The sequence below is a fragment of the Mixta mediterraneensis genome (genome assembly GCF_030283135.1).
Classification (GTDB): domain Bacteria; phylum Pseudomonadota; class Gammaproteobacteria; order Enterobacterales; family Enterobacteriaceae; genus Pantoea; species Pantoea mediterraneensis.
The window spans coordinates 53387-73271 of record NZ_JASUAZ010000011.1 but is presented as its reverse complement, the minus strand read 5'-3'; the positions used below and the strand labels follow the sequence as shown (position 1 = coordinate 73271).

The 19885-nt window shown below is 51.2% G+C and carries 14 protein-coding genes, 3 pseudogenes and 1 riboswitch; of the genes and pseudogenes, 8 read left to right on the top strand and 9 right to left on the bottom strand.

Annotation, left to right across the window (positions count from 1 at the left end; translation table 11 throughout):
• Positions 1 to 16: 16 nt before the first annotated feature.
• Positions 17 to 118: riboswitch (TPP riboswitch) on the bottom strand.
• A gap of 344 nt (positions 119 to 462) precedes the next feature.
• The 3 genes from QRY16_RS09560 (at position 463) to QRY16_RS09550 (ending at position 4735) form a co-directional block, all read left to right on the top strand.
• Positions 463 to 1941: a flagellin N-terminal helical domain-containing protein gene (locus QRY16_RS09560; RefSeq protein ID WP_289776410.1), complete on the top strand. Its 1479-nt coding sequence runs from the start codon at positions 463 to 465 to the stop codon at positions 1939 to 1941.
• A gap of 531 nt (positions 1942 to 2472) precedes the next feature.
• The gene (locus tag QRY16_RS09555; RefSeq protein ID WP_289776409.1) at positions 2473 to 3432 is read left to right on the top strand and encodes an AEC family transporter; all 960 of its coding nucleotides are present in this window, start codon (positions 2473 to 2475) and stop codon (positions 3430 to 3432) included.
• Positions 3433 to 3541: 109 nt separating this feature from the next.
• Entirely contained in the window at positions 3542 to 4735 is a 1194-nt protein-coding gene (locus QRY16_RS09550; protein WP_289776408.1) for an IS4 family transposase, read from the top strand.
• A 22-nt stretch (positions 4736 to 4757) separates the two neighbouring features.
• On the opposite strand, the pseudogene QRY16_RS09545 reads toward QRY16_RS09550, so the two are convergent.
• The 5 genes and pseudogenes from QRY16_RS09545 to prfC form a co-directional block, all read right to left on the bottom strand.
• Positions 4758 to 5216 (bottom strand): annotated as a pseudogene (locus QRY16_RS09545) (TatD family hydrolase); the annotation flags it as partial.
• Positions 5213 to 6265, bottom strand: a complete 1053-nt coding sequence (locus tag QRY16_RS09540; protein ID WP_289776407.1) for a patatin-like phospholipase family protein — start codon at positions 6263 to 6265, stop codon at positions 5213 to 5215. The pseudogene QRY16_RS09545 and the gene QRY16_RS09540, both read right to left, overlap by 4 nt.
• Positions 6266 to 6488: 223 nt before the next feature.
• A complete protein-coding gene (locus tag QRY16_RS09535) occupies positions 6489 to 6650 on the bottom strand; it encodes a DUF1328 domain-containing protein (RefSeq protein WP_003848537.1) in 162 nt (53 codons plus the stop codon).
• Between the two features lie 99 nt (positions 6651 to 6749).
• Positions 6750 to 7364 carry a molecular chaperone OsmY gene (osmY, locus tag QRY16_RS09530; RefSeq protein WP_289776406.1) on the bottom strand — a complete coding sequence of 205 codons (615 nt, stop codon included), beginning with the start codon at positions 7362 to 7364 and terminating at the stop codon, positions 6750 to 6752.
• Between the two features lie 257 nt (positions 7365 to 7621).
• Positions 7622 to 9208 (bottom strand): peptide chain release factor 3, encoded by a 1587-nt coding sequence (prfC, locus tag QRY16_RS09525; protein ID WP_289776405.1) that lies wholly within the window; start codon positions 9206 to 9208, stop codon positions 7622 to 7624.
• Between the two features lie 488 nt (positions 9209 to 9696).
• On the opposite strand from prfC, the gene ftnA reads away from it, so the two are divergent.
• Entirely contained in the window at positions 9697 to 10206 is a 510-nt protein-coding gene (gene ftnA, locus QRY16_RS09520) for a non-heme ferritin (RefSeq protein ID WP_193406416.1), read from the top strand.
• Positions 10207 to 10406: 200 nt separating this feature from the next.
• Here ftnA and QRY16_RS09515 read toward each other — a convergent pair whose 3' ends face one another.
• Positions 10407 to 11009 (bottom strand): cupin domain-containing protein, encoded by a 603-nt coding sequence (locus QRY16_RS09515; RefSeq protein WP_289776404.1) that lies wholly within the window; start codon positions 11007 to 11009, stop codon positions 10407 to 10409.
• A gap of 260 nt (positions 11010 to 11269) precedes the next feature.
• Here QRY16_RS09515 and QRY16_RS09510 point away from each other — a divergent pair, with 260 nt between their 5' ends.
• Positions 11270 to 11752, top strand: coding sequence for a YlaC family protein (locus QRY16_RS09510; protein ID WP_193406414.1), 483 nt, complete (start codon positions 11270 to 11272; stop codon positions 11750 to 11752).
• Here the strand turns inward: QRY16_RS09510 and QRY16_RS09505 are convergent.
• The 3 genes and pseudogenes from QRY16_RS09505 to QRY16_RS09495 all read right to left on the bottom strand — a co-directional run bounded on the left by QRY16_RS09505 (position 11749) and on the right by QRY16_RS09495 (position 17548).
• The gene (locus QRY16_RS09505; protein WP_193406413.1) at positions 11749 to 13152 is read right to left on the bottom strand and encodes an aminotransferase-like domain-containing protein; all 1404 of its coding nucleotides are present in this window, start codon (positions 13150 to 13152) and stop codon (positions 11749 to 11751) included. The two genes, QRY16_RS09510 and QRY16_RS09505, sit on opposite strands and share 4 nt — an antisense overlap.
• A gap of 45 nt (positions 13153 to 13197) precedes the next feature.
• Positions 13198 to 15288, bottom strand: a pseudogene (locus QRY16_RS09500) (putative bifunctional diguanylate cyclase/phosphodiesterase).
• A gap of 154 nt (positions 15289 to 15442) precedes the next feature.
• A complete protein-coding gene (locus QRY16_RS09495) occupies positions 15443 to 17548 on the bottom strand; it encodes a putative bifunctional diguanylate cyclase/phosphodiesterase (protein ID WP_289776403.1) in 2106 nt (701 codons plus the stop codon).
• A 539-nt stretch (positions 17549 to 18087) separates the two neighbouring features.
• Here QRY16_RS09495 and QRY16_RS09490 point away from each other — a divergent pair.
• From QRY16_RS09490 to QRY16_RS09480, 3 genes and pseudogenes are all read left to right on the top strand, one after another.
• Positions 18088 to 18620, top strand: a pseudogene (locus QRY16_RS09490) (spore coat protein U domain-containing protein).
• 22 nt (positions 18621 to 18642) lie between these two features.
• On the top strand, positions 18643 to 19152 hold the full coding sequence (locus tag QRY16_RS09485) for a Csu type fimbrial protein (protein WP_289776402.1): 510 nt from the start codon (positions 18643 to 18645) through the stop codon (positions 19150 to 19152).
• Positions 19153 to 19176: 24 nt separating this feature from the next.
• Positions 19177 to 19875: a fimbrial biogenesis chaperone gene (locus tag QRY16_RS09480; RefSeq protein ID WP_289776401.1), complete on the top strand. Its 699-nt coding sequence runs from the start codon at positions 19177 to 19179 to the stop codon at positions 19873 to 19875.
• Positions 19876 to 19885 lie beyond the last annotated feature (10 nt).

Below are 19885 nucleotides of genomic sequence, written 5' to 3'. Positions count from 1 at the left end.
AACAAGAAGGCAAATGCGGTCAGGCATCAGACTTCCCTACGCTGGCATTATCCAGTTCAGGTAATACGGGTATTTCTCAGCCCTTCCCTTGCGGAAAGCGGCACCCCGAGTCGTTAAGTCACTCTCATTACATTTCACCAGCATACGGGAAGTGTCGCTTGCAACACAAGCCAGCCTGACTGCATATGCCTTCTTGAGCGCCGGACACAGATACCCCCGACTTCCCTTTAGGCATTATCCAGCGGCTGAAAAAATAATGGTACATAGCGAGCTCTTCAAGCGACTGATGTATCAGCCATAACACTGGGCAACATCTCAGAAAGCGCTGAGCAGGAAAAAAAGAAATAAAAAAGGAAGTTAAAGTTTTTTTGGAGGGTGACGATAGTAGGTATGACGGCGCTGAAGCCGACGGGTTGAAGCCCACACCTTAACCAAATGACTTGATAAACAGGAACTTTTACCATGGCTCAAGTAATCAATACCAACAGCCTCTCGCTGATCACTCAGAACAACATTAATAAGAACCAGTCTGCTCTGTCTACCTCTATTGAGCGTCTGTCTTCTGGCCTGCGTATCAACAGCGCGAAAGATGACGCTGCGGGCCAGGCAATTGCCAACCGCTTCACCTCTAACATTAACGGTCTGACTCAGGCGGCACGTAACGCTAATGACGGTATCTCAGTTGCACAAACGACTGAAGGCGCACTGTCAGAAATCAACAACAACTTACAGCGTGTACGTGAACTGACCGTGCAGGCACAGAACGGCACTAACTCTGATTCTGACCTGTCTTCAATCCAGGACGAAATTAAATCACGTCTGGACGAGATCGACCGCGTTTCAGGTCAGACTCAGTTTAACGGCGTGAACGTGCTGGCAAAAGACGGCACCATGAAAATCCAGGTGGGTGCTAACGACGGTCAGACCATCGACATTGATTTGCAGAAAATTGATTCTTCTACACTGAATCTGTCTGGTTTCAGCGTTAAAAATAACGATGCTGTTACTACCAGCGATGCAATCACCGCGTTTGGTGATACAACAAGCACTACGGCAACTATTGATTATTCAACCACTACTCTTTCAACAGGTGCGTCAGCTGGAACGGGTGCTGCTATTTCTGGTATTTCTAAAGATACCAGTGGAAACTATTTTGCTCAGGTAACTGGAGGTGATAAACCAGGTTATTATGCTGTTACTGTTGATAGTGATGGCAAAGTTACTATGGATAGTGGTGCAACAGCTGAGGCTACAACTCCTACAGGCCTCACCGCAGCAACCAGCATTACCACAACTACCGGCGGTACTGATGTTGATTTTGGAGACGATACCGCCACGGCTTCGTTGGGTACTGTTAGCCTGGTTAAATTACAAGATGCTAATGGCAAAGATACTAATACCTACGCTCTGAAAGATGCCGATGGTAATCTTTATGCAGCGAATGTTGATGAAGATACCGGTGCTGTTTCAGTTAAAACAGCAAGCTACACCGATGCTGATGGCAAGCCTGTAACAGATGCTGTAGTTAAGTTAGGCGGCACCGATGGTAAAACCGAAGTTGTAACTGACGCTGCTTCTGGTAAAACCTACGCAGCAGCAGATTTGAAAGACGCAGACCTGTCAAGCACAGATAATACTGTTGAAGCTGTGGCTGACGGCAAAACTGCAGACCCTCTGGCAGCTCTTGACGCAGCGATTGCACAGGTAGACAAGTTCCGTTCAAGCCTGGGTGCAGTACAGAACCGTCTGGACTCTTCTATCACCAACCTGAACAACACTACTACCAACCTGTCTGAAGCACAGTCTCGTATTCAGGATGCTGACTACGCTACTGAAGTTTCAAACATGTCTAAAGCACAGATTATCCAGCAGGCGGGTAACTCCGTGTTGGCGAAAGCGAACCAGGTTCCACAGCAGGTACTGTCACTGCTACAGGGCTAATAGCTCATGGCTCCCCGCTTTTGCGGGGAGCTTTATTGTTTCAACCGTAAAAATATTGCTAATGCAGTATATTTACCGATGAAATCGTTGAGATTTTATTCATTAACCGAATTCAACCGGCAGTTTTTTTATTACGTTCAAGCCGGGCAACCAAATTCACCATAAAATGCCGGGCCTTAGCGGTATTATTTTCCAGACTAAAGGTCATCTGTTAATTATTCCCCGGTTTACGTTAATATCCTGACGGTACATATGCTGCTATTTTTTATGTCCAGTGATTCAGTCAGGAATGCGTCCACTTTCTGTTAATTTTGGCGTAAAATAATAACTCAGCGTTATATTCCTCTATTCTGACAGAGAAAAATATCTCTCCAGTTATTACCGAACTGTTATTAAAGATAATCACCTGCGCGGATTTATCACTGCTCTTTAATCCTGAACAACTTTTCTCATTTCGGACAATCAAAGCGTTACGAAGCTGGCAACAACCTGTTAACCTTGTTGCATTGAACCACTGACTCTTCATCGCTTATGCCAACCTTGCTGAATACGCTCAGCCATCAAATCTATTTATCCGCACCGCTGTTTGTTCTTATCTTGCTGGGCTACTGCCTGACGCGCGTCGGTAAATGGCCCGCCACCATCAGTGAAGGCATGAACCGCTTTGTCTTCAATGTCGCCCTGCCCTGTATGCTGTTTCGCGTAATGAGTGATTTTTACAAAAGCCCGCCGGTGGATTTTCGCCTGTTGCTGGCTTTTTTTGGTAGCTGCCTGCTGGTATTTATTGTGGGGCGTATACTGGCGACACACATATTTAAGCTGGATGGCGTAGCCGGTTCAGTATTCGCACTCGGTGGGATCTTCTCAAATAATGTGATGTTGGGCATTCCGGTGGCAACCGCCCTGCTAGGGACAGAAGCCTTGCCCTCGGTGGCGCTGGTACTGGTCTTTAACAGCCTGATCCTCTGGACGCTACTCACGCTTTCGGTTGAATGGGCTAAGCAGGGTAACGTCTCGCTAAAAGGTTTAGGCCGCACGCTGATAAGCGTGCTGAAAAACCCGCTGATCATTGGCATTCTGAGCGGCACCGCATGGAGCTTTTTACAGCGCCCGCTGCCGTTAATTGCCGCTGAACCGTTGCGTATGCTGGCGTCGATTGCGGCCCCGCTATCGCTGATCACGCTTGGCATGAGCCTGGCGCATTATCGGGTGCGCGAGGGATTGAAGGAAAGCTATACCATTTGTGTGCTGAAGCTGATCTTTCAGCCGATGACGGTATGGGCAATTGCCTGGCTGGCCGATCTGCCACCGCTGGAGAGCAAAGTGGTGGTCCTGCTGGGATCCATGGCGGTAGGCGTGAATGTTTATTTAATGTCGCAGAAATTTAATGTGATTACCGGCCCGGCGGCGGCCAGCATGTTATTTTCGACGATTTTTGCCGCAATAACGACGCCATTATGGATGATGCTGATGTCGCTGGCGGGATATTAAAAAACCCCGGCACCTGCTGGGGAATCCCCAGAAATGTGCGGGTGAAAAAAGACAGGCATAGAGTTATGTGATCTACTGATTGTGCCAACAATTCAATGAGATCACCTCTATGCCTGCCCATCAAGTATGCCAGAAATTTTTCCGCGACTCTCTGTTGCCGCTACATAAATACCGCCAGAACGCTCTGCTTGACGCCACAACGGCCATCGTTAACGGTGCATCACTTTCTCTGACCAGCATCGGGCGATTTATGCCGGGTGGCGCTCAGGTCAAAAATAAGATTAAACGGGCAGACCGTTTACTGGGTAACCATGCGCTTCAGAAAGAGGTGCCGGCGATCTTCAGCAGCATCATTTCAATGCTGACCGGCAGGCTGTCTTTATGCGTGATTGCGGTGGACTGGAGCGGCTATCCGACGCAGGATTTCCACATTCTGAGGGCCAGCCTCGTGTGTGATGGACGCTCAATACCGCTGCTGAGTCAGGTAGTTACATCGGATAAGCAGCAGAATGCTGATATCCAGTCAGCGTTTCTCAGTGCGCTCAGTCACGCTGTCGGCCCCGATAAAAAGGTTATCATCATTACGGATGCGGGGTTCCGCAATACCTGGTTCCGGCAGGTAAAAGCGCTGGGCTGGGATTTTATCGGGCGGGTTCGGGGAGCGGTGCTGCTTAATCTTCACAGTGAGGGCGACCGCTGGCGCAGAGGTGAAACGCTGACTACGTCAAAAGAGCCGGTCTGTCTGGGGCCGGGCTCGCTTGCCCGCGGTAAAAAGATTCGTTGTGACGGTTATTTTTATCTTCACAAACAGGCCCCGAAAATGCGTAAAAATAAACGCGCACGCGGACGATATTTTAGTGCAAAAACAGAGAAAGAACAGCGGGAAGCTGGTCGTGAGCCCTGGCTGATTTTTACCAGTACAACTGAATTTGAGCCCCGTAAAATAATGAAGCTTTACAGTCGCCGCATGCAGATAGAGCAGAACTTTCGGGACGAAAAAAGCGAACGTTACGGCATGGGGTTGCGCACCAGTTACAGCCGCTCAGCAGGAAGGCTGCTGATAATTAGCCTGCTGGCAACGCTGAGCACAATCGTCCTGTGGCTGCTGGGTTATCATGCTGAAAGTAAAGGATTACATCTGAGATATCAGGCCAACAGTATAAAGTCGCGACGGGTCATATCCTACCTGACGTTAGCGAAGAACATCCTCAGACATTCTTCGCTGGTCTTAAGGCAGCTGTTGCCGGATGAGGTCCTCAATCATCTTGCCCGTTCATACCGGAATATGGTCATGATTTACTGAGCTGCGATTAGTGGGGATCCCTCAGCCCGCGACGGGGTAAATCGTGCCGACGCAGATGCTGCGCCAGTTTGTCATGGGTACGACGCGAATGCAGGATGACCGGCAAATCGTAATGTTTCGCTAGTTTTAACTGGCTATCAAGCAAACGCTCCTGCCTGTCAAACTGCGGATCGTCGCGATAGAGATCCAAACCGATTTCTCCGATCGCCACCAGTTTTTCAGGCGTCTGCCTGAGATAATCTTCCAGCGCCTCCAGATGAATGTCCTGATGCGCCTCAATCGCGATGGGATGCAGTCCAAGCGCCGCATACAGCGCCGGATGATCGGCGGCGAGCTGGCAAATTATGCCGAAACGGCTGGCGTCCACCGCTGGCACAATGATTTTCTCAACCCCCGCCTCGGCGGCACGCGCAATGCTTGGTCCGGTCTCGTCAAGAAAGGGGGGAAAATCAAAGTGGCAATGGGTGTCGATAAATCTCATGCTAATGAACCTTTATCGTAATCGGCGTCGTTACCGGCCAACGGCGGCGTGATGATGAGACGCGTATCAGGCGCATTCGCCACTGGCGCGGGTGGCGTGACGGTGACGTAACGCATAAACGGTTCGGCATCGCTCAGCCACTGGCCCAGCGTGGCAAGAAAGTAACGTCCGCAGCGACGTCCTAAATGGTAATCCTGATTCAGCGCTGACACGCGACTGCCCAATGCATTACTGGCCAGCGCGCGCGGTGGGAATATTTCAATGATACGTAAATTGCCAGGCGGTTGCTCAATGTATTGCTGAATCTCCTGATAACTCTGCTCATGCTGGTGCAGTATGTTAATCATCGGTTGCAACGCACTGTCGCTCAGCCAGCGTTCCATACGCTTAATCCATTTGGGCGTATAGGTCATTTGCGACGGTACGGTGCGAATCACCACAATGGTATCAGCCCCGCGCTTAGCCGCTTCACGCACCGGAATCGCATCGCTAATGCCGCCGTCCAGATAGCTGATCCCTTCAAGATCCACACCAGGCCGGTAGAAGCCGGGAATCGCGCTTGATGCTTTAATAATGTCCAGCCAGTTATCATTCGTTGGAGCAAAGTAGCTGGGCGAGTAATCGTCAGTGCGGCAGGCGCACATGTAAAATTCGCGACCGCTGGTAAACAGCGTTTGCGCTGTGGCCATTTCAAGCGGAAATTCACTGCGGGTGATGTCAATTAACCAGTCGAGATCGATCAGATGACCGCCGCGAACAAAACGCAGCGGGTCGAAGAACAGTTTGTTGGTGGTATAACGCGTGATAACGCGACGGGCATAGCCGGGTTGGGCACAGACAAAAGCAGACAGATTTTGCGCCCCCGCCGAGGTGCCTAGCATTAAATGAAAGGGATTAAAGTTAGCGCGCTGGAATTCATCCAATACGCCAGCGGTAAAGATACCGCGCTGGCCGCCACCTTCACACACTAACGCTATTTTTTTAGCTTTGAACGGCGTCAGCGCCAGGGGTTCGATCGCCCCGAGTGTAACTGGAATGCGTATACCCAATATCTGAACCTCTGATGAAATTCTCTATCGGGTATGCAGGATGTCTTTCCGTTGACGTTCAGCAGCATCCCGGAGAACCAGTCATGTTGTCCTTTGACCGGGTAGAATGCTTTACGCCTTCTCCCCTCTGTAGCACCGTGTTCGCTATCCTTACGCTGCGTGTCACGCTACAGATGACTGGCCTCCGCTGTATGCTATTGCATTATGCCACCGGACTCATCGGTCAAAGTTTTTTACGGCCAGTAAACAGGCTGATGAGGAACAGGATAATACCAACGACGAAGACAACTTTAGCTGCCCATGCTGCGGTACCGGCTAAGCCACCAAAACCTAAAGCTGCGGCAATCAGCGCGATAACCAGAAAAATAATGCCCCAACGAAACATAAGCCTCTCCTTTACCATAGTGAAAATCGAACTGCTTATTTCATCCCATGACGGGTGATTTTTATCTGTGCGGCACCCGAAGGTGTCGCACATTTACCATTAAGATTTAACCGCCAGGTCATTCTTAACGCTTTTCACGCCTTCAATTGCTTTTGCAATGCTTTCAGCGCGATCCGACTGTGCCTTATTCGCTACCGTGCCTGAAAGCTGAACCACGCCGTCGGTGGTTTCAACTTCCACGTTACGCGACGGCACGATGTCGTCTGCTAATAGCTTAGCTTTAATTTCGCTGGTGGTTGCTGCATCACCCGCATAACCTTTCAGTGACTGAGATTTGCTGTCCCGAACGTGTAGTTTATCGCTGACGGATTTAACACCTTCTACCTTCTGCACCACGGCCACAGCCTTTTCGGCCTGATCCTGTGAAGTGACAAAACCGCTTAACGTCACCACGCCCTGATGCGTCTTGACTGAAATATCCGTACTTTTAATCGCTTCGTCATCCACCAGTGCAGCTTTCGCCTTGGCGGTCACGCCACTGTCATCCATATAACCATCGACTTTTTTCATAGAACTATCGATCTTAGAACCCGCACTATCTGTAGTTTGCTGTGCTTTTTGCGACAGCGACTCGTCAGCCAGCGCGCTGCCACTCAGCAGAGCAGAACCCACCATTGCGGCAATAAAGGTTTTAGCAATCTTAGTTTTGTTCATCGATATATTCCTTCTATCCGTTAATTCACTCACAACCGTGAGCGCGACAGTAGCAAACGGCGCTACTGCAATGCTGGGCGAAGGCAGAAAAAAGTATTCTTCGCCGCCCGACAGAATAATGATAGTTGATATTTTGTGCTTTGCTGGAGTAACTGGTTGATAGCGCGCCAAAATAGGCAAAAAGAAGGATTTTTAGGAGGAGTCTGTAGCAGCAAAAACAGGGCCATTCACAGATAGAATGGCCCAACATCAGTCTATTAATGCTCGCGTGTTTTACGGAATTTAACCTCGGGATAACGTTCCTGAGTGATATTTAAATTCACCATAGTGGGGGCGATATAAGTCAGATTATCGCCGCCATCAAGAGCGAGATTGGCCTCATTTTTACGCTGAAATTCGTCGAATTTCTTCGCATCGCTGCATTCAACCCAACGCGCGGTTGACACATTGATCGCTTCATACAGCGCTTCAACGTTATATTCACTTTTCAGGCGCGCTACCACCACGTCGAATTGCAGCACACCAACAGCGCCTACGATCAGATCGTTATTATGTACCGGGCGGAACACCTGTACCGCGCCCTCTTCCGACAGCTGGACCAGCCCTTTCAGCAGCTGTTTCTGCCTGAGAGGATCGCGCAGACGAATACGGCGGAACAGCTCTGGCGCAAAGTTCGGTATACCGGTGAACTTCATATTTTCACCCTGGGTAAAGGTGTCGCCAATCTGAATAGTGCCGTGGTTATGCAAACCGATAATATCGCCCGGATAGGCTTCTTCGACGTGAGAACGGTCGCCCGCCATAAAGGTCAACGCATCCGCAATGACCACATCTTTTCCGGTACGGACCTGGCGCAGCTTCATGCCTTTTTCATATTTGCCGGATACCACACGCATAAACGCCACACGGTCACGGTGTTTCGGGTCCATATTGGCCTGGATCTTAAACACAAAGCCAGTGAACTTCTCTTCTTTGGCTTCTACGGTGCGGCTGTCGGTTTGGCGTGGCATCGGCGTCGGTGCCCAGGAAACCAGGCCATCCAGCATATGATCTACACCAAAGTTACCCAGCGCGGTGCCGAAAAATACTGGCGATAATTCACCATTCAGAAAAGCTTCACGCTCGAATTCGTGCGACGCGCCTTGCACCAGTTCGAGTTCATCACGTAACTGGGCCGCTAACTCTTCACCGACCGCCGCATCCAGCTCTGGGTTAGCCAGGCCTTTCACTACGCGCACGTCCTGAATGGTGTGACCTTTACCGCTCTGATACAGATAGGTTTCGTCGTTATAAAGGTGGTAAACGCCTTTGAACAGCTTGCCACAGCCAATCGGCCAGGTAATCGGTGCGCAGGCAATCTTCAGCTCGTTTTCAACTTCATCCAGCAACTCCATGGGATCGCGAATATCACGGTCGAGTTTATTCATGAAGGTCAGGATCGGCGTATCACGCAGCCGTGTTACTTCCATCAGTTTGCGGGTACGATCTTCAACGCCTTTTGCGGCGTCAATGACCATCAAACAGCAGTCAACCGCCGTCAGCGTACGATAAGTATCTTCAGAGAAGTCTTCGTGTCCTGGTGTATCCAGCAGATTAACCAGGCTTTCACGATACGGGAACTGCATCACCGAGGTGGTAATAGAGATCCCGCGCTGCTTCTCCATTTCCATCCAGTCGGATTTAGCGTGCTGGTTTGAACCACGGCCTTTTACCGTACCAGCCGTCTGGATAGCCTGTCCAAATAGCAATACTTTTTCGGTAATCGTCGTTTTACCGGCATCGGGGTGCGAGATGATCGCGAAGGTGCGGCGGCGTGCCACCTCTTCTAAAAAGGGATTAGACATGGAATTCTTCTCAACGGAGCAGTGCGGTGGCAGTTTGCCAGGCGCTGCAGGTAAATCACGATGGCCGGCAGAACTTTACCGGCAGGTAATCGGTGCCGAATGCGACTATTTTTCGTCGGCGTTTAAGCACGAAGTTACATTGGCGGCGATCCCGGTTACCCAGTCAGCATTTAGGCGGCATAGCATACAATATTTTGTCCGTGCGGCCTACAGGCGGTGACATCGCTTGTTTGCCCTTACGTTAACCTTCGGTTTGCGAATAAAAAGAAGGATAAGAACAGCACGGTGGCACGACAAGGGGCCAGCAAAGAAGAGGTTAAAAACGGACAAAAATGATAATCGCTCGCATTCAATTCCCGAAATAATTCTTTTTAAATCAAACAGATAATGTTTAATTTTTAAAGAAAAAAGCTTCACTTCACTCACCGCTTTGATGCATACTTTATCGTCTCTCACCTGCTTAATTCGCCTATTAAAAGGACGCGACCATGCTGACCGCTGAAATGACTGGACGTTTAAACGACCAGCTAAACCTGGAATTTTTCTCTGCCAATCTTTATCTGCAAATGAGCGCCTGGTGCAGCGACAAAGGCTTTGAGGGTGCTGCCGCCTTCCTGAAAGAACACTCTCGCGAAGAAATGCAGCATATGCAGCGTCTGTTCGATTATCTGAGCGATACCGGCGCGATGCCCGTTCTCGGCACCATCGCCGCCCCGCCGGTGGCCTACAACTCGCTGACCGAGCTGTTTCAACAAACGCTGGAGCACGAGCAGCTGATCACCGCAAAAATTAACGAGCTGGCACACGCAGCGATGTCTACCCAGGATTACTCCACCTTTAACTTCCTGCAATGGTATGTTTCCGAGCAGCATGAAGAAGAAAAACTGTTCAAAACCGTGCTGGATAAACTGGCACTGGTGGGTGACAGCGGTAACGCTCTGTTCCTGATCGATAAGGATCTGGCCCGCATGAACGCTGAAAGTCACCACGACGCGTAAAAACCCGAAGCCCGCCTTACGAGGTGGGCTTGTGATTATTACGTTTGCAACACAACATAATGCAGTGAAAAAAGCTGCGTTCTGGCAGTCGCCAGTTTTTATGAATGCTTACCCGCAGCCGTAAAAAATGCGCTAAACGGCGTCTTCTCCCGCTGACGGAGGAAGATAAGGACGAGAATAAGCCCGGCACCGCCTGTGCCTTACTGGTGCGCCGACAGCTTCGCAATCGGTGTCCAGATTGCCGTCATAGCCCCCTCATTACCGGTAAACGGATCGCGCGTTGGTAGCGGAACCTGATTTACCTGCTCCAGCGACTGTCGGAGCCTGTCTGGTTCATCTCGCCGTGTTTCAGGCGACATCCCTTCCGGATAGGCGCCCACAGCAATAAAATCGTCGCTGGCATGAATTTGTTTATGACCGACACCCGCTGGAATTAATACTGCATCCCCCGCCCGTAACGTCACCATGCGTCCGCTGTCGCCACCAAACAGCACTTCCGCCCAGCCTGCTGCTACGCCAAGTAATTCATGTGTATTCGGATGATAATGCGTATAGGGGAAGATCGGATAACGCCATGCCGGCGGCCAGCCGTTTTGCGCAAACGTTTTTTCAAACCATGCGGTAATATCTTGCTGATCTTCTGGCACCACGCGTGGCCAGATAATTAGCGGTAAGGGGTTATTAGGGACGCCGTCCGACGGGTTGGATAACATCAGATGCTGAGGATTAGCAGACGCCCCGGCCGAAAAAGTGCCTGCAGCAAAGGACATCAGTAACATCAGACTGGAGGTTTTAGCACTCATACATGTTCTCCGGTTTTTGCTTAAGTGTGACAAAGAGCGGGAATAAAGCAATGTGCTCAAACCGACAAAAATTACATAATCCCCTGAATTAACTTACTAAAGCTAAATATCTTATTATCTTTCCTGTCACGCTGACGTTAATACAAGCAACATCCCCAACCCTGTCAGGCAAACTGTTATATAAAAAATGTTCAAATCTGTGTCTGCTCGCCTTGACTGTTATCTGTTTTAATCGTTAACAGATGACAGTGAGGTGAAAAATGCACGACATAAAACAAATCCTGATTGACGAGATCGCTCTGCTAAATCGCGAAGAACGTCGCGACAATTTGCCGCGGTTTAGCCTGTCTTTTTTAAAAAATCATCCGGGTCTTTGGGCGGTGATGTATCTGTGCTACGGCTTATGCGTTGCGTTGATTTTCTCTACCGAAATGCTCGGCTGGCCGGCGTTTTGGTTTGCCACCGCCTTTGTGCTGGTGATGAGTTTTTTGATGTTGCTGGATATTAATCCGAAGTATCGCTTTGAGGATATTGATGCGCTGGATCTGCGCGTTTGCTACAACGGCGAATGGTATTATGTGCAGCCGGTGCGCGAGCAAGCGGTGTCGCGCATCTTATCCCTGCCCGAAACGCCAGAGCGGGTGAAAAGCGGTATCCAGCGCCTGCTGAAGCAAAAAGGCGAAGTGGATTTTTATGACATTTATTACCTGACATGGGGAAACAAGGAAGCGGCGAGCGTTTAAGGCTGCACCATTTCTGCCATTAACTTACCCAGTGTGACGATTGCCGCCTCGGCCCGAACATCCCACGGCCAGGCGGTATTCAGGCGAAAACAGTGACTAAACTGTTTCTCCGCCGAGAATAACTCCCCTGGGGCAATGCTAATCCGTACCGATAACGCACGTTGATAAAGCTGCGTTGTATTGATGCTGTCCGGCAACGTCACCCATAAAAAATAGCCACCAGCCGCTTCGCTTACCGTTGAATGCGCCGGTAACACCTTTAATAAAGCCTGTCGCACCATCTGCTGGCGCTTTGCCAGCGTCTGACGTAAACGCTTTAAATGCGTGTCGTAGCGGCGGGTTGCCAGAAAATCTGCCAGCGCCAGTTGCATCGGCGCGCTGGTAGAAAGGGTGCTCATTAGCTGTAAGCGCTGAATGCGCTGCGCATGTTGTCCTGCCGCCACCCACCCTACGCGGAATCCTGCCACCAGTGACTTGGAAAACGAGCCGCAGTGTAAAACATTGCCCTGCCGATCCCAGGCTTTAGCGGGCAGCGGTGGAGTAGTGCCACTCCAGAGTTCAGCATACACATCATCCTCAATCAGCGGCACCTGATGACGGGCAAGCAGTGCCACCAGCTGCTGCTTACGCTCAGAGGTTAAGGTTACGCCAAGCGGATTCTGTAGTGACGTCATCAACCAGCAAGCTTTTACCGGCCAGCGCTGTAAGGCGTCCTCCAGCTGCTCCAGATTGATGCCGCGTTGCGTATCAACTGGAATCGCCAACGCTTTCAGCTTCAGCCTTTCAATCGCCTGTAGCGCGCCATAAAAGCTGGGCTGTTCGATTACGACATAATCACCCGGTTCCGTTAACGATTGCAGACTGAGATTCAGGGCTTCCAGCGCGCCGCTGGTAATGACGATCTCATCGGGGGAGAGCGTAATGCCTTGCCGGGCATAACGTTGTGCTAACAGCTGACGCAAGCTGGCATTGCCAGGCGGTAAATTATGCAGCGCATCGGTCGGCGTAAGCTGGTGCGAAACATTTGCCAGCGAGCGCATCAACTGACGTTGCGGGAACAGGGCAGGATCGGGGAAAGCCGATCCAAACGGCACAATGTGGGGATCACGGGTCGCCTGTAATACATCAAATACGAAATCGTTAATATCGACTTTTTCGCTGATGGCCACGCGCAGTGGTTTGGCAGCCAGCGCACGTGGCGCAACGTAATAACCCGACTGCGGGCGCGAAATAATCCAGCCCTGGCTTTCCAGTAATTCGTAAGCGTGCAGCACAGTCATCAGGCTCAGACCTTGCTGCGCAACCTGCTGACGCAGTGACGGCAAACGCGTACCGGGGGGCCAGATACCGGCCTCGATTTGCTGCTGAACGTCCTCTATTAATCGCTGGTATTTCGCCACAGGCACGGCTCCTTTTTTATCTGCCTGATTCTACCTTGCATGACATCAGAAGCCAGCCGTTAACCCATTATTCTCATCCACAAAGTTATTTAGCTCTCCGATTTTTTCCGGTGGGATCGGTTTACCCAGCAAATATCCCTGCAATGTATTACAACCCAGACCAGTTAAAAACGCTTGCTGCTCGGCGGTTTCCACCCCTTCTGCCACCACTTTTAGCTGTAGCGACTGTGCCAGCGCAACAATAGCGGACACAATGGTTGCCCCCTCGGTTTGATGTTGCAGTTCATGGACAAACGCCCGATCAATTTTTAACTCACTGGCCGGTAAACGCTTCAAATACAGCAGACTGGAATAACCCGTACCAAAGTCATCAATGGAAGCTTTTACCCCGAATTGCGTCAGTTCCGTCAGGATGCGCACACTCTCATCCGGGTCGCGCATGGCGGTGGTTTCGGTCACTTCCAGCGTCAGTAATTCTGGTGGAATTTCGTATTTTGCCAGCGCGTCGATAACCGTTTCCACCAGGGCGCTCTGCTCGAATTGCAGCGCCGACAAATTCACCGCCACCGACCAGTGCGGGTGGCCTTGCAGATGCCACTGGCGTAGCTGACGACAGGCTTCGTTAATCACCCAATGGCCAATATTGACGATCATACCGGTCTTTTCTGCCATCGGCAGGAAGTGATCCGGCATCAGCAGTCCGCGTGTCGGATGCTGCCAGCGCAATAAAGCTTCGAAGCCGAGAATCGGCCCGCGTGGCGCGCAATACTTCGGCTGATAGAACAGCCGCAGCTCGTTATTATCCATGGCCTGCCACAGATCGTTATTCAACTGTAGCTGGCTCTGCGCCTGGGTATTCATTGACGGCTGGAAGAAAGTGTAACCATTGCGACCGTTATTCTTGGTATGGTACATCGCGGCATCGGCATTGAACATTAACTCACGCTCATCAATACCATCGTCTGGATACACCGCTATACCGATACTCAGGGACACCGTCAGCTCATAGCGAGAAATAGTGAACGGGCGGTCAATCGCCTTCACCAGCTTGTCGGCCATCGCTGCCGCGTCGTTAGGGTCATCAATCTCAAGCAGCAACACAAATTCATCGCCTCCAGGACGCGCCAGCGTGTAATAACCGTTCATCTGCTGATTCATACGTTCCGTCACGCCGATCAGCAGATTGTCGCCAATATGGTGACCAAAGGCGTCATTAACGGCCTTGAAGCCATCCAAATCCATAAACATCAGCGCAAAATGGCTACGCTCACGACTGGCCTTGTTGATCGCCTACTCCAGTCGATCTTCCAGCAAAATGCGATTCGGCAAACGCGTCAGGTTATCGTGCAATGCCAGCTGAGCCAGTTCCCGGTTCGCTTCAGCCAGCGAACTGGCAAGCATGGAGGTTCGCGCCTGCATACGTGCATCCAGCATCGACACCAGTAACGTGATGCCGAGAATAGTGATTGCGATGACAGTGACCAAAATCATCAGCCAGTTACCGTTTACGCCCGCCTGGGTTGAATGGCTGTGCAACGGAAATTCAGCGGCCATCATGCCGGTATAATGCATGCCGGCAATGGCTAACCCCATTACCACCGATGCGCCAAAGCGCAGCACGATAACGCGGCTGGAGGTGCTATCGCGTAAATTAAACGCCAGCCATAACGCCACGCCGGAAGCCACTAATGCAATCACGACAGAAGCCGCAACCCAGCCCCAGAGCCAGACGATACCATGCGTAAACATTAGCGCCGCCATGCCGGTATAGTGCATTGCCGCCACGCCTGTCCCCATAATGAGCGCCCCCCCCATTAAGCGGCGCAGCGGCAACTCGCCCTGACAAACCAGCCATAAGGCAAAAATAGAGGCGCATACCGCAATCGCCGCCGAAATCACAGTCAGCGCTGGGCTGTAGTACATCACCCTACTCATGCTCATCGATAGCATGCCAATAAAGTGCATAGCCCAGATACCGATACCCATGGCAAAACCGCCGCCCAACAACCAGAGTTTGGCTGTTTTGCCGGTCGATATTGCCACTCGCCCCGCCATATCCAGCGCGGTAAACGAAGCCAGCATCGCGACCAGAATCGAAACCATAACGATAAAAGCGTTGTATGAAATTACTATCATACTGATTTCCCGGATAAAGACGCGCAAACAGCTGTGGCGTTGGTCGTTAAAAGTGATACAAAGATTGCTTTGTTGTACATGTTATCGGCAATGCTAAGCACTTCATTAGACAGCTACAATGAAAGAGTTTGATGTCGGGAGCAGCTAACGACCCTCACCGGACTTCGGTTAAAGACGTCAGACAGGTGGGCAGCAAGCCGGGGAGAAGAGTGGAGATCATAAATTCACCGACACGGTCAGCGGGTGTGGGTTTACCCAGAAAGTAACCCTGCATGGCGTCGAAGCCCAGCCCCGTTAACAATCGCTGCTGTTCTTCGGTTTCGACACCTTCTGCCACCATGCGCAAATTCAGGCTCTGCGCCAGCGTGAGCATTGCGCTGACTACGGTGGCATCCTCGCTATCCGCCCGCAGACAGTTAATAAAGTTGCGATCGATTTTTAGTTCGCTGGCTTCGAGATGTTTCAGGTGCAGCAGGTTGGCGTAGCCGATACCAAAATTATCAATGGCTATTTTGACGCCCAGCTGTTGCAGCTCACGGATGCGTTGCTGGCTAAACTGCGGATCGCGCATCACGATGGCTTCGGTGATTTCCATCATAAGCGCGCCACGCGGCAAATGATGATGCGCCAGAGTCTGCGTTACGGTATCGAGCAGATCGCGTTGATGAAACTGCAGCGCCGACAGATTTACCGATACCGTCCAGTTGCTGTTGCCCTCATTGTGCCATTGTCTGAGCTGACGACAGGCTTCATTAATTACCCAGTTGCCCAGCGCCACAATCTGGCCGGTTTTCTCGGCTCTTGGCAGAAACAGATCCGGCATTAGCAACCCACGCGTCGGATGCTGCCAGCGCAGCAACGCTTCAAAACCGATCAGCTCGCTGCCGCTGGCACGAAACTTCGGTTGATAAAACAGGCGCATTTCCTGGCGTTCAATCGCTTTCCACAGATCGTTCGCCAGCTCCAGCTGATGCTGCGCGCTGGTGCTCATTGCGGGCTCAAACAGGCTCCAGCCGTTGCGGCCTCTGTGTTTAGTGTGATACATCGCGGAGTCAGCATTGAACATCAGCTCTTGCCTGTTGCGGCCGTGCTGTGGGAATACGGCAATGCCGACACTCAACGAAACGTTCAGCAAATAGCAGTCCAGCTCAAACGATGCCTCAATCACTTTCACAAGTTTCTGCGCCAGTTCGCTGGCACGTTGTTCATTACCGTTCTCGAACATCAGTACAAATTCATCGCTGCCTAATCGCGCCAGCATCATCCTGTCCGTGAGCTGACTGCATAGACGTTCTGCCACCGCAATCAATAAACGGTCGCCGACATGATGTCCCCACGTGTCGTTTACCGCCTTAAACCCATCGAGATCCATGTACATCACTGCAAAGTTGCCATCGTGCAGCGTTGCCTGTTTAATCGCGTTCTGCAGTTGCTGCTCAAGCATTACGCGATTGGGTAAAGCAGTAAGGTTGTCGTGCATTGCCAGCTGGTGAAGTTCGCGATTAGCCCGATTAAGTTTGGCTGCAAGGCGGGCAGCCCGCAGTTGCGCATCCAGCATTGAACTCAATAAGGTCACGCCGAGAATCGAGAGCGTAATGACGGTCACCCATACTGCCAGCCCCTCGTTGCTGACGCCGTGCCTGTGCATACTGCTGGCGCTATTAAATTCTGCCGCCGCCATGCCGACGTAATGCATTCCGGCAATAGCCACGCCCATCACCAGCGATGCCAGCCCACGCATCAGGAACAGATTTTTTTCTCCCTGACGTAGATGAAAAGCCAGCCACAGCGCCGCGCCCGAAGCGATAAATGCAATCAATACGGATAACGCCACCAGCGAATAATTCCAGTGCGGAGCGGGATCGATTAATAGCGCATGCATGCCAAGGTAATGCATTGTTACCACGCCTGTGCCAAGGATCAGGCTGCCACGCAGTTGACGACGGCGCGTTAAGTGATTTCCATTAACCGTCTGGCCGAAAGCCAGTATCGAGGCCACAATAGCTATCGCCAGCGAAATTGCCGTAAGCCGCACGTCATAGTGCATATCCATGGGCATCATCATCGCCAGCATACCAATGAAGTGCATTGCCCAGATGCCAATCCCCATTGCCGTACCACTCACCACCAGCCATAAGCGCGCCAGCCAACCGCGCGAAACGGCTACGCGTCCCGCCGTATCAAGGGCTGTAAAAGAGGCAATAAAAGCGACGATCAGCGAAACGCAAATCAGAACGCCGTCCCAGGTGACTAACAACATATGCAACTCCTCACCACCTGCTACGCGCAGGTGCTGTGTGTGTCTTAAACGGTCAAACTAAAAAAACACCGCGAAGGTGAAAATGTTTCGCTTCCGGGTGATAAGCGCTTACAGGCCAGTCAAAGCTGTCCTTCGATTGCAGGACTTTTTATTTACATTGCTTATGGCCACTCAGGCAAATTGTAAAAATGTCTGATAGGTATACGAACATATCACCGAAGCCGTCAGGGCGGTAGTAGGCTAAATAATTCTGACTTTACTTTTCTTTCCTCCTTGCAATACCCTGTGATTACTGAGTTATCAGCGGCAACGCGTAAGAGATTAACGAAAAAGCCTCACTGAATTTCACATGTGCGATTTCACTGATATATAGTTAATAAAATTGATGTAAACTAATCAACCCATGACTAAGAATTTTCTTATCACAACAGCGCCATTCAGGAAAGTTAACACGGATTTCTCATTTTCTTTTGGTTTTTATTATTAAGCAGCACAGGGTAAAAAAATCATCGGCACTGGATAATCAATAAGGACTAATGATGAAATTCAAGCGCTTTCTACTGGCTGCTACTCTGGCCACAGCCACTCCGTCGGTGGCATTAGCGGCCACCACTACCGGCACCATCAACGCTACGCTGACTTTAACCACCGGTTGCCTGGTGAATGGCCAGTCGGCCACCACTGGCGTTAACTTCGGTACGTTAGACTTCGGGAGTAGGGCGGCCACCTTTGATACGCTGAATGCCACCCTGGTTGGTGCATCGGGAAACGGTAAGTTCAGGTAACCAGCAGCAATAATGCGCCGGATACTGTGTATGGCACGGTTTCAGCATCGCCCCGCTATCTACTACTCGGGTCGGATAATACCCAGGGCATCGCTTACACTTTGTACAGCGATGCCGCGCTCAGCACCGCTATCGCTGATAATACTGACATCGCTCCCAGCGGAACCACCGATGCCACGCTTGGCACGAATTATGCCATTTACGGACAGGTGGTCGGCGGCGACTTTAACCCGGTTATTCCAGCGGGAACCTATACCGATACGATTAATGTCGCTGTGAATTACTGAGCCGCACTTTGAGTATGGTTAGGTGACCGCCTTTGCGATCGCACGTGGTTTGTCGCTGTTGTTGTGGAGTGCTGGAGCCTGGGGCATTACCACCAGCTCAACCACGTTTCAGGTCTCTGCGTCTATTGTGGCAGGCTGCGTGATTTCTGGTACGACGACCGGCGAATTTGGCACGCTTGATTTCGGTACGCAACCCGGCGTAGCGACCAACAGCGTTAGCGCCAGTTATGTTCAAAGTAGTACCCTTAAACTTGCCTGTACGCCGGGTACCGCGCTGAGTATGTCCCTCAATGGCGGCAACAATTACACCTCTACACGTAACATGAAGCTCACCAACAGCACCAGTACCGTGCCCTATTACCTCTACACCAATGCGGCTCATACCAATGCCATTCCGGTTGGGCAAGCCGTGGCACTGACCTATGACGACGCCAACAACATAATCTTACCGATTTACGGCTTACTGCAATTGCCTGGCCCGACGCGCGCCGGGTTGTATACCGATACGCTCACCGTCACGCTGACCTGGTGATGCAAAGTGCTAAGGAGCTTTATCATGCGTTTACCACGCGCCCTGTTTTTGTTATTCACCTTAATGCTGATCCCACAAACGCAGGCAGCCAATTCAGTGATGATTTGGCCAATCGATCCCACGATCAATCCCGATGATAAAGCCAGTGAGCTGTGGCTGGAAAATCGCGGCAACGCCACCACGCTGATGCAGGTCCGTATCTTCGAATGGCAGCAAGTCAATCATAAGGAACAGTATCAAACCCAGCAGCAGGTCGTTGCCAGTCCACCGCTGGTGCGCATTGAGCCAGGGCAAAGGCAGTTAATTCGCCTGATCAAACAAACGCCTCCTGCCGCCGGTAAAGAGCAGGCATATCGCGTGGTGTTAGATGAAATTCCCACCCCGCGCTCCGCAGGGGATAACCAGGCCGGGCTGAATTTTCAAATGCGCTATTCAGTGCCCCTTTTTGTGTATGGTAATGGCGTAGACCGCGACAGTACCAAACCAGACCTTAGCTGGCAGGTGGTGACTGTGGGTAAAGAGCGCTATCTGCAATTAACCAATCGCGGCAACGGCCACGCGCGGCTCAGTAATCTGGCTATTGGTGGACGCAAACTCGGTCACGGCTTGTTTGGTTATGTACTCGCGAACAGCAGTAACCGCTGGCCGCTTAACACAGCTGTCAGCGGCGAACTGACAGCCGGGATGAATAAAGGCCAATGGCGTAGCGCTGCCAGCCGCTAAAAAAGCTGAC

Excerpts from the sequence above, each read along its gene's own strand:
- QRY16_RS09560 (WP_289776410.1), top strand. The coding sequence starts at position 463 with ATGGCTCAAGTAATCAATACCAACAGCCTCTCGCTGATCACTCAGAAC.
- QRY16_RS09555 (WP_289776409.1), top strand. The coding sequence starts at position 2,473 with ATGCCAACCTTGCTGAATACGCTCAGCCATCAAATCTATTTATCCGCA.
- QRY16_RS09550 (WP_289776408.1), top strand. The coding sequence starts at position 3,542 with ATGCCTGCCCATCAAGTATGCCAGAAATTTTTCCGCGACTCTCTGTTG.
- QRY16_RS09535 (WP_003848537.1), bottom strand. The coding sequence starts at position 6,650 with ATGTTTCGTTGGGGCATTATTTTTCTGGTTATCGCGCTGATTGCCGCA.
- osmY (WP_289776406.1), bottom strand. The coding sequence starts at position 7,364 with ATGAACAAAACTAAGATTGCTAAAACCTTTATTGCCGCAATGGTGGGT.
- prfC (WP_289776405.1), bottom strand. The coding sequence starts at position 9,208 with ATGTCTAATCCCTTTTTAGAAGAGGTGGCACGCCGCCGCACCTTCGCG.
- ftnA (WP_193406416.1), top strand. The coding sequence starts at position 9,697 with ATGCTGACCGCTGAAATGACTGGACGTTTAAACGACCAGCTAAACCTG.
- QRY16_RS09515 (WP_289776404.1), bottom strand. The coding sequence starts at position 11,009 with ATGAGTGCTAAAACCTCCAGTCTGATGTTACTGATGTCCTTTGCTGCA.
- QRY16_RS09510 (WP_193406414.1), top strand. The coding sequence starts at position 11,270 with ATGCACGACATAAAACAAATCCTGATTGACGAGATCGCTCTGCTAAAT.
- QRY16_RS09495 (WP_289776403.1), bottom strand. The coding sequence starts at position 17,548 with ATGTTGTTAGTCACCTGGGACGGCGTTCTGATTTGCGTTTCGCTGATC.
- QRY16_RS09480 (WP_289776401.1), top strand. The coding sequence starts at position 19,177 with ATGCGTTTACCACGCGCCCTGTTTTTGTTATTCACCTTAATGCTGATC.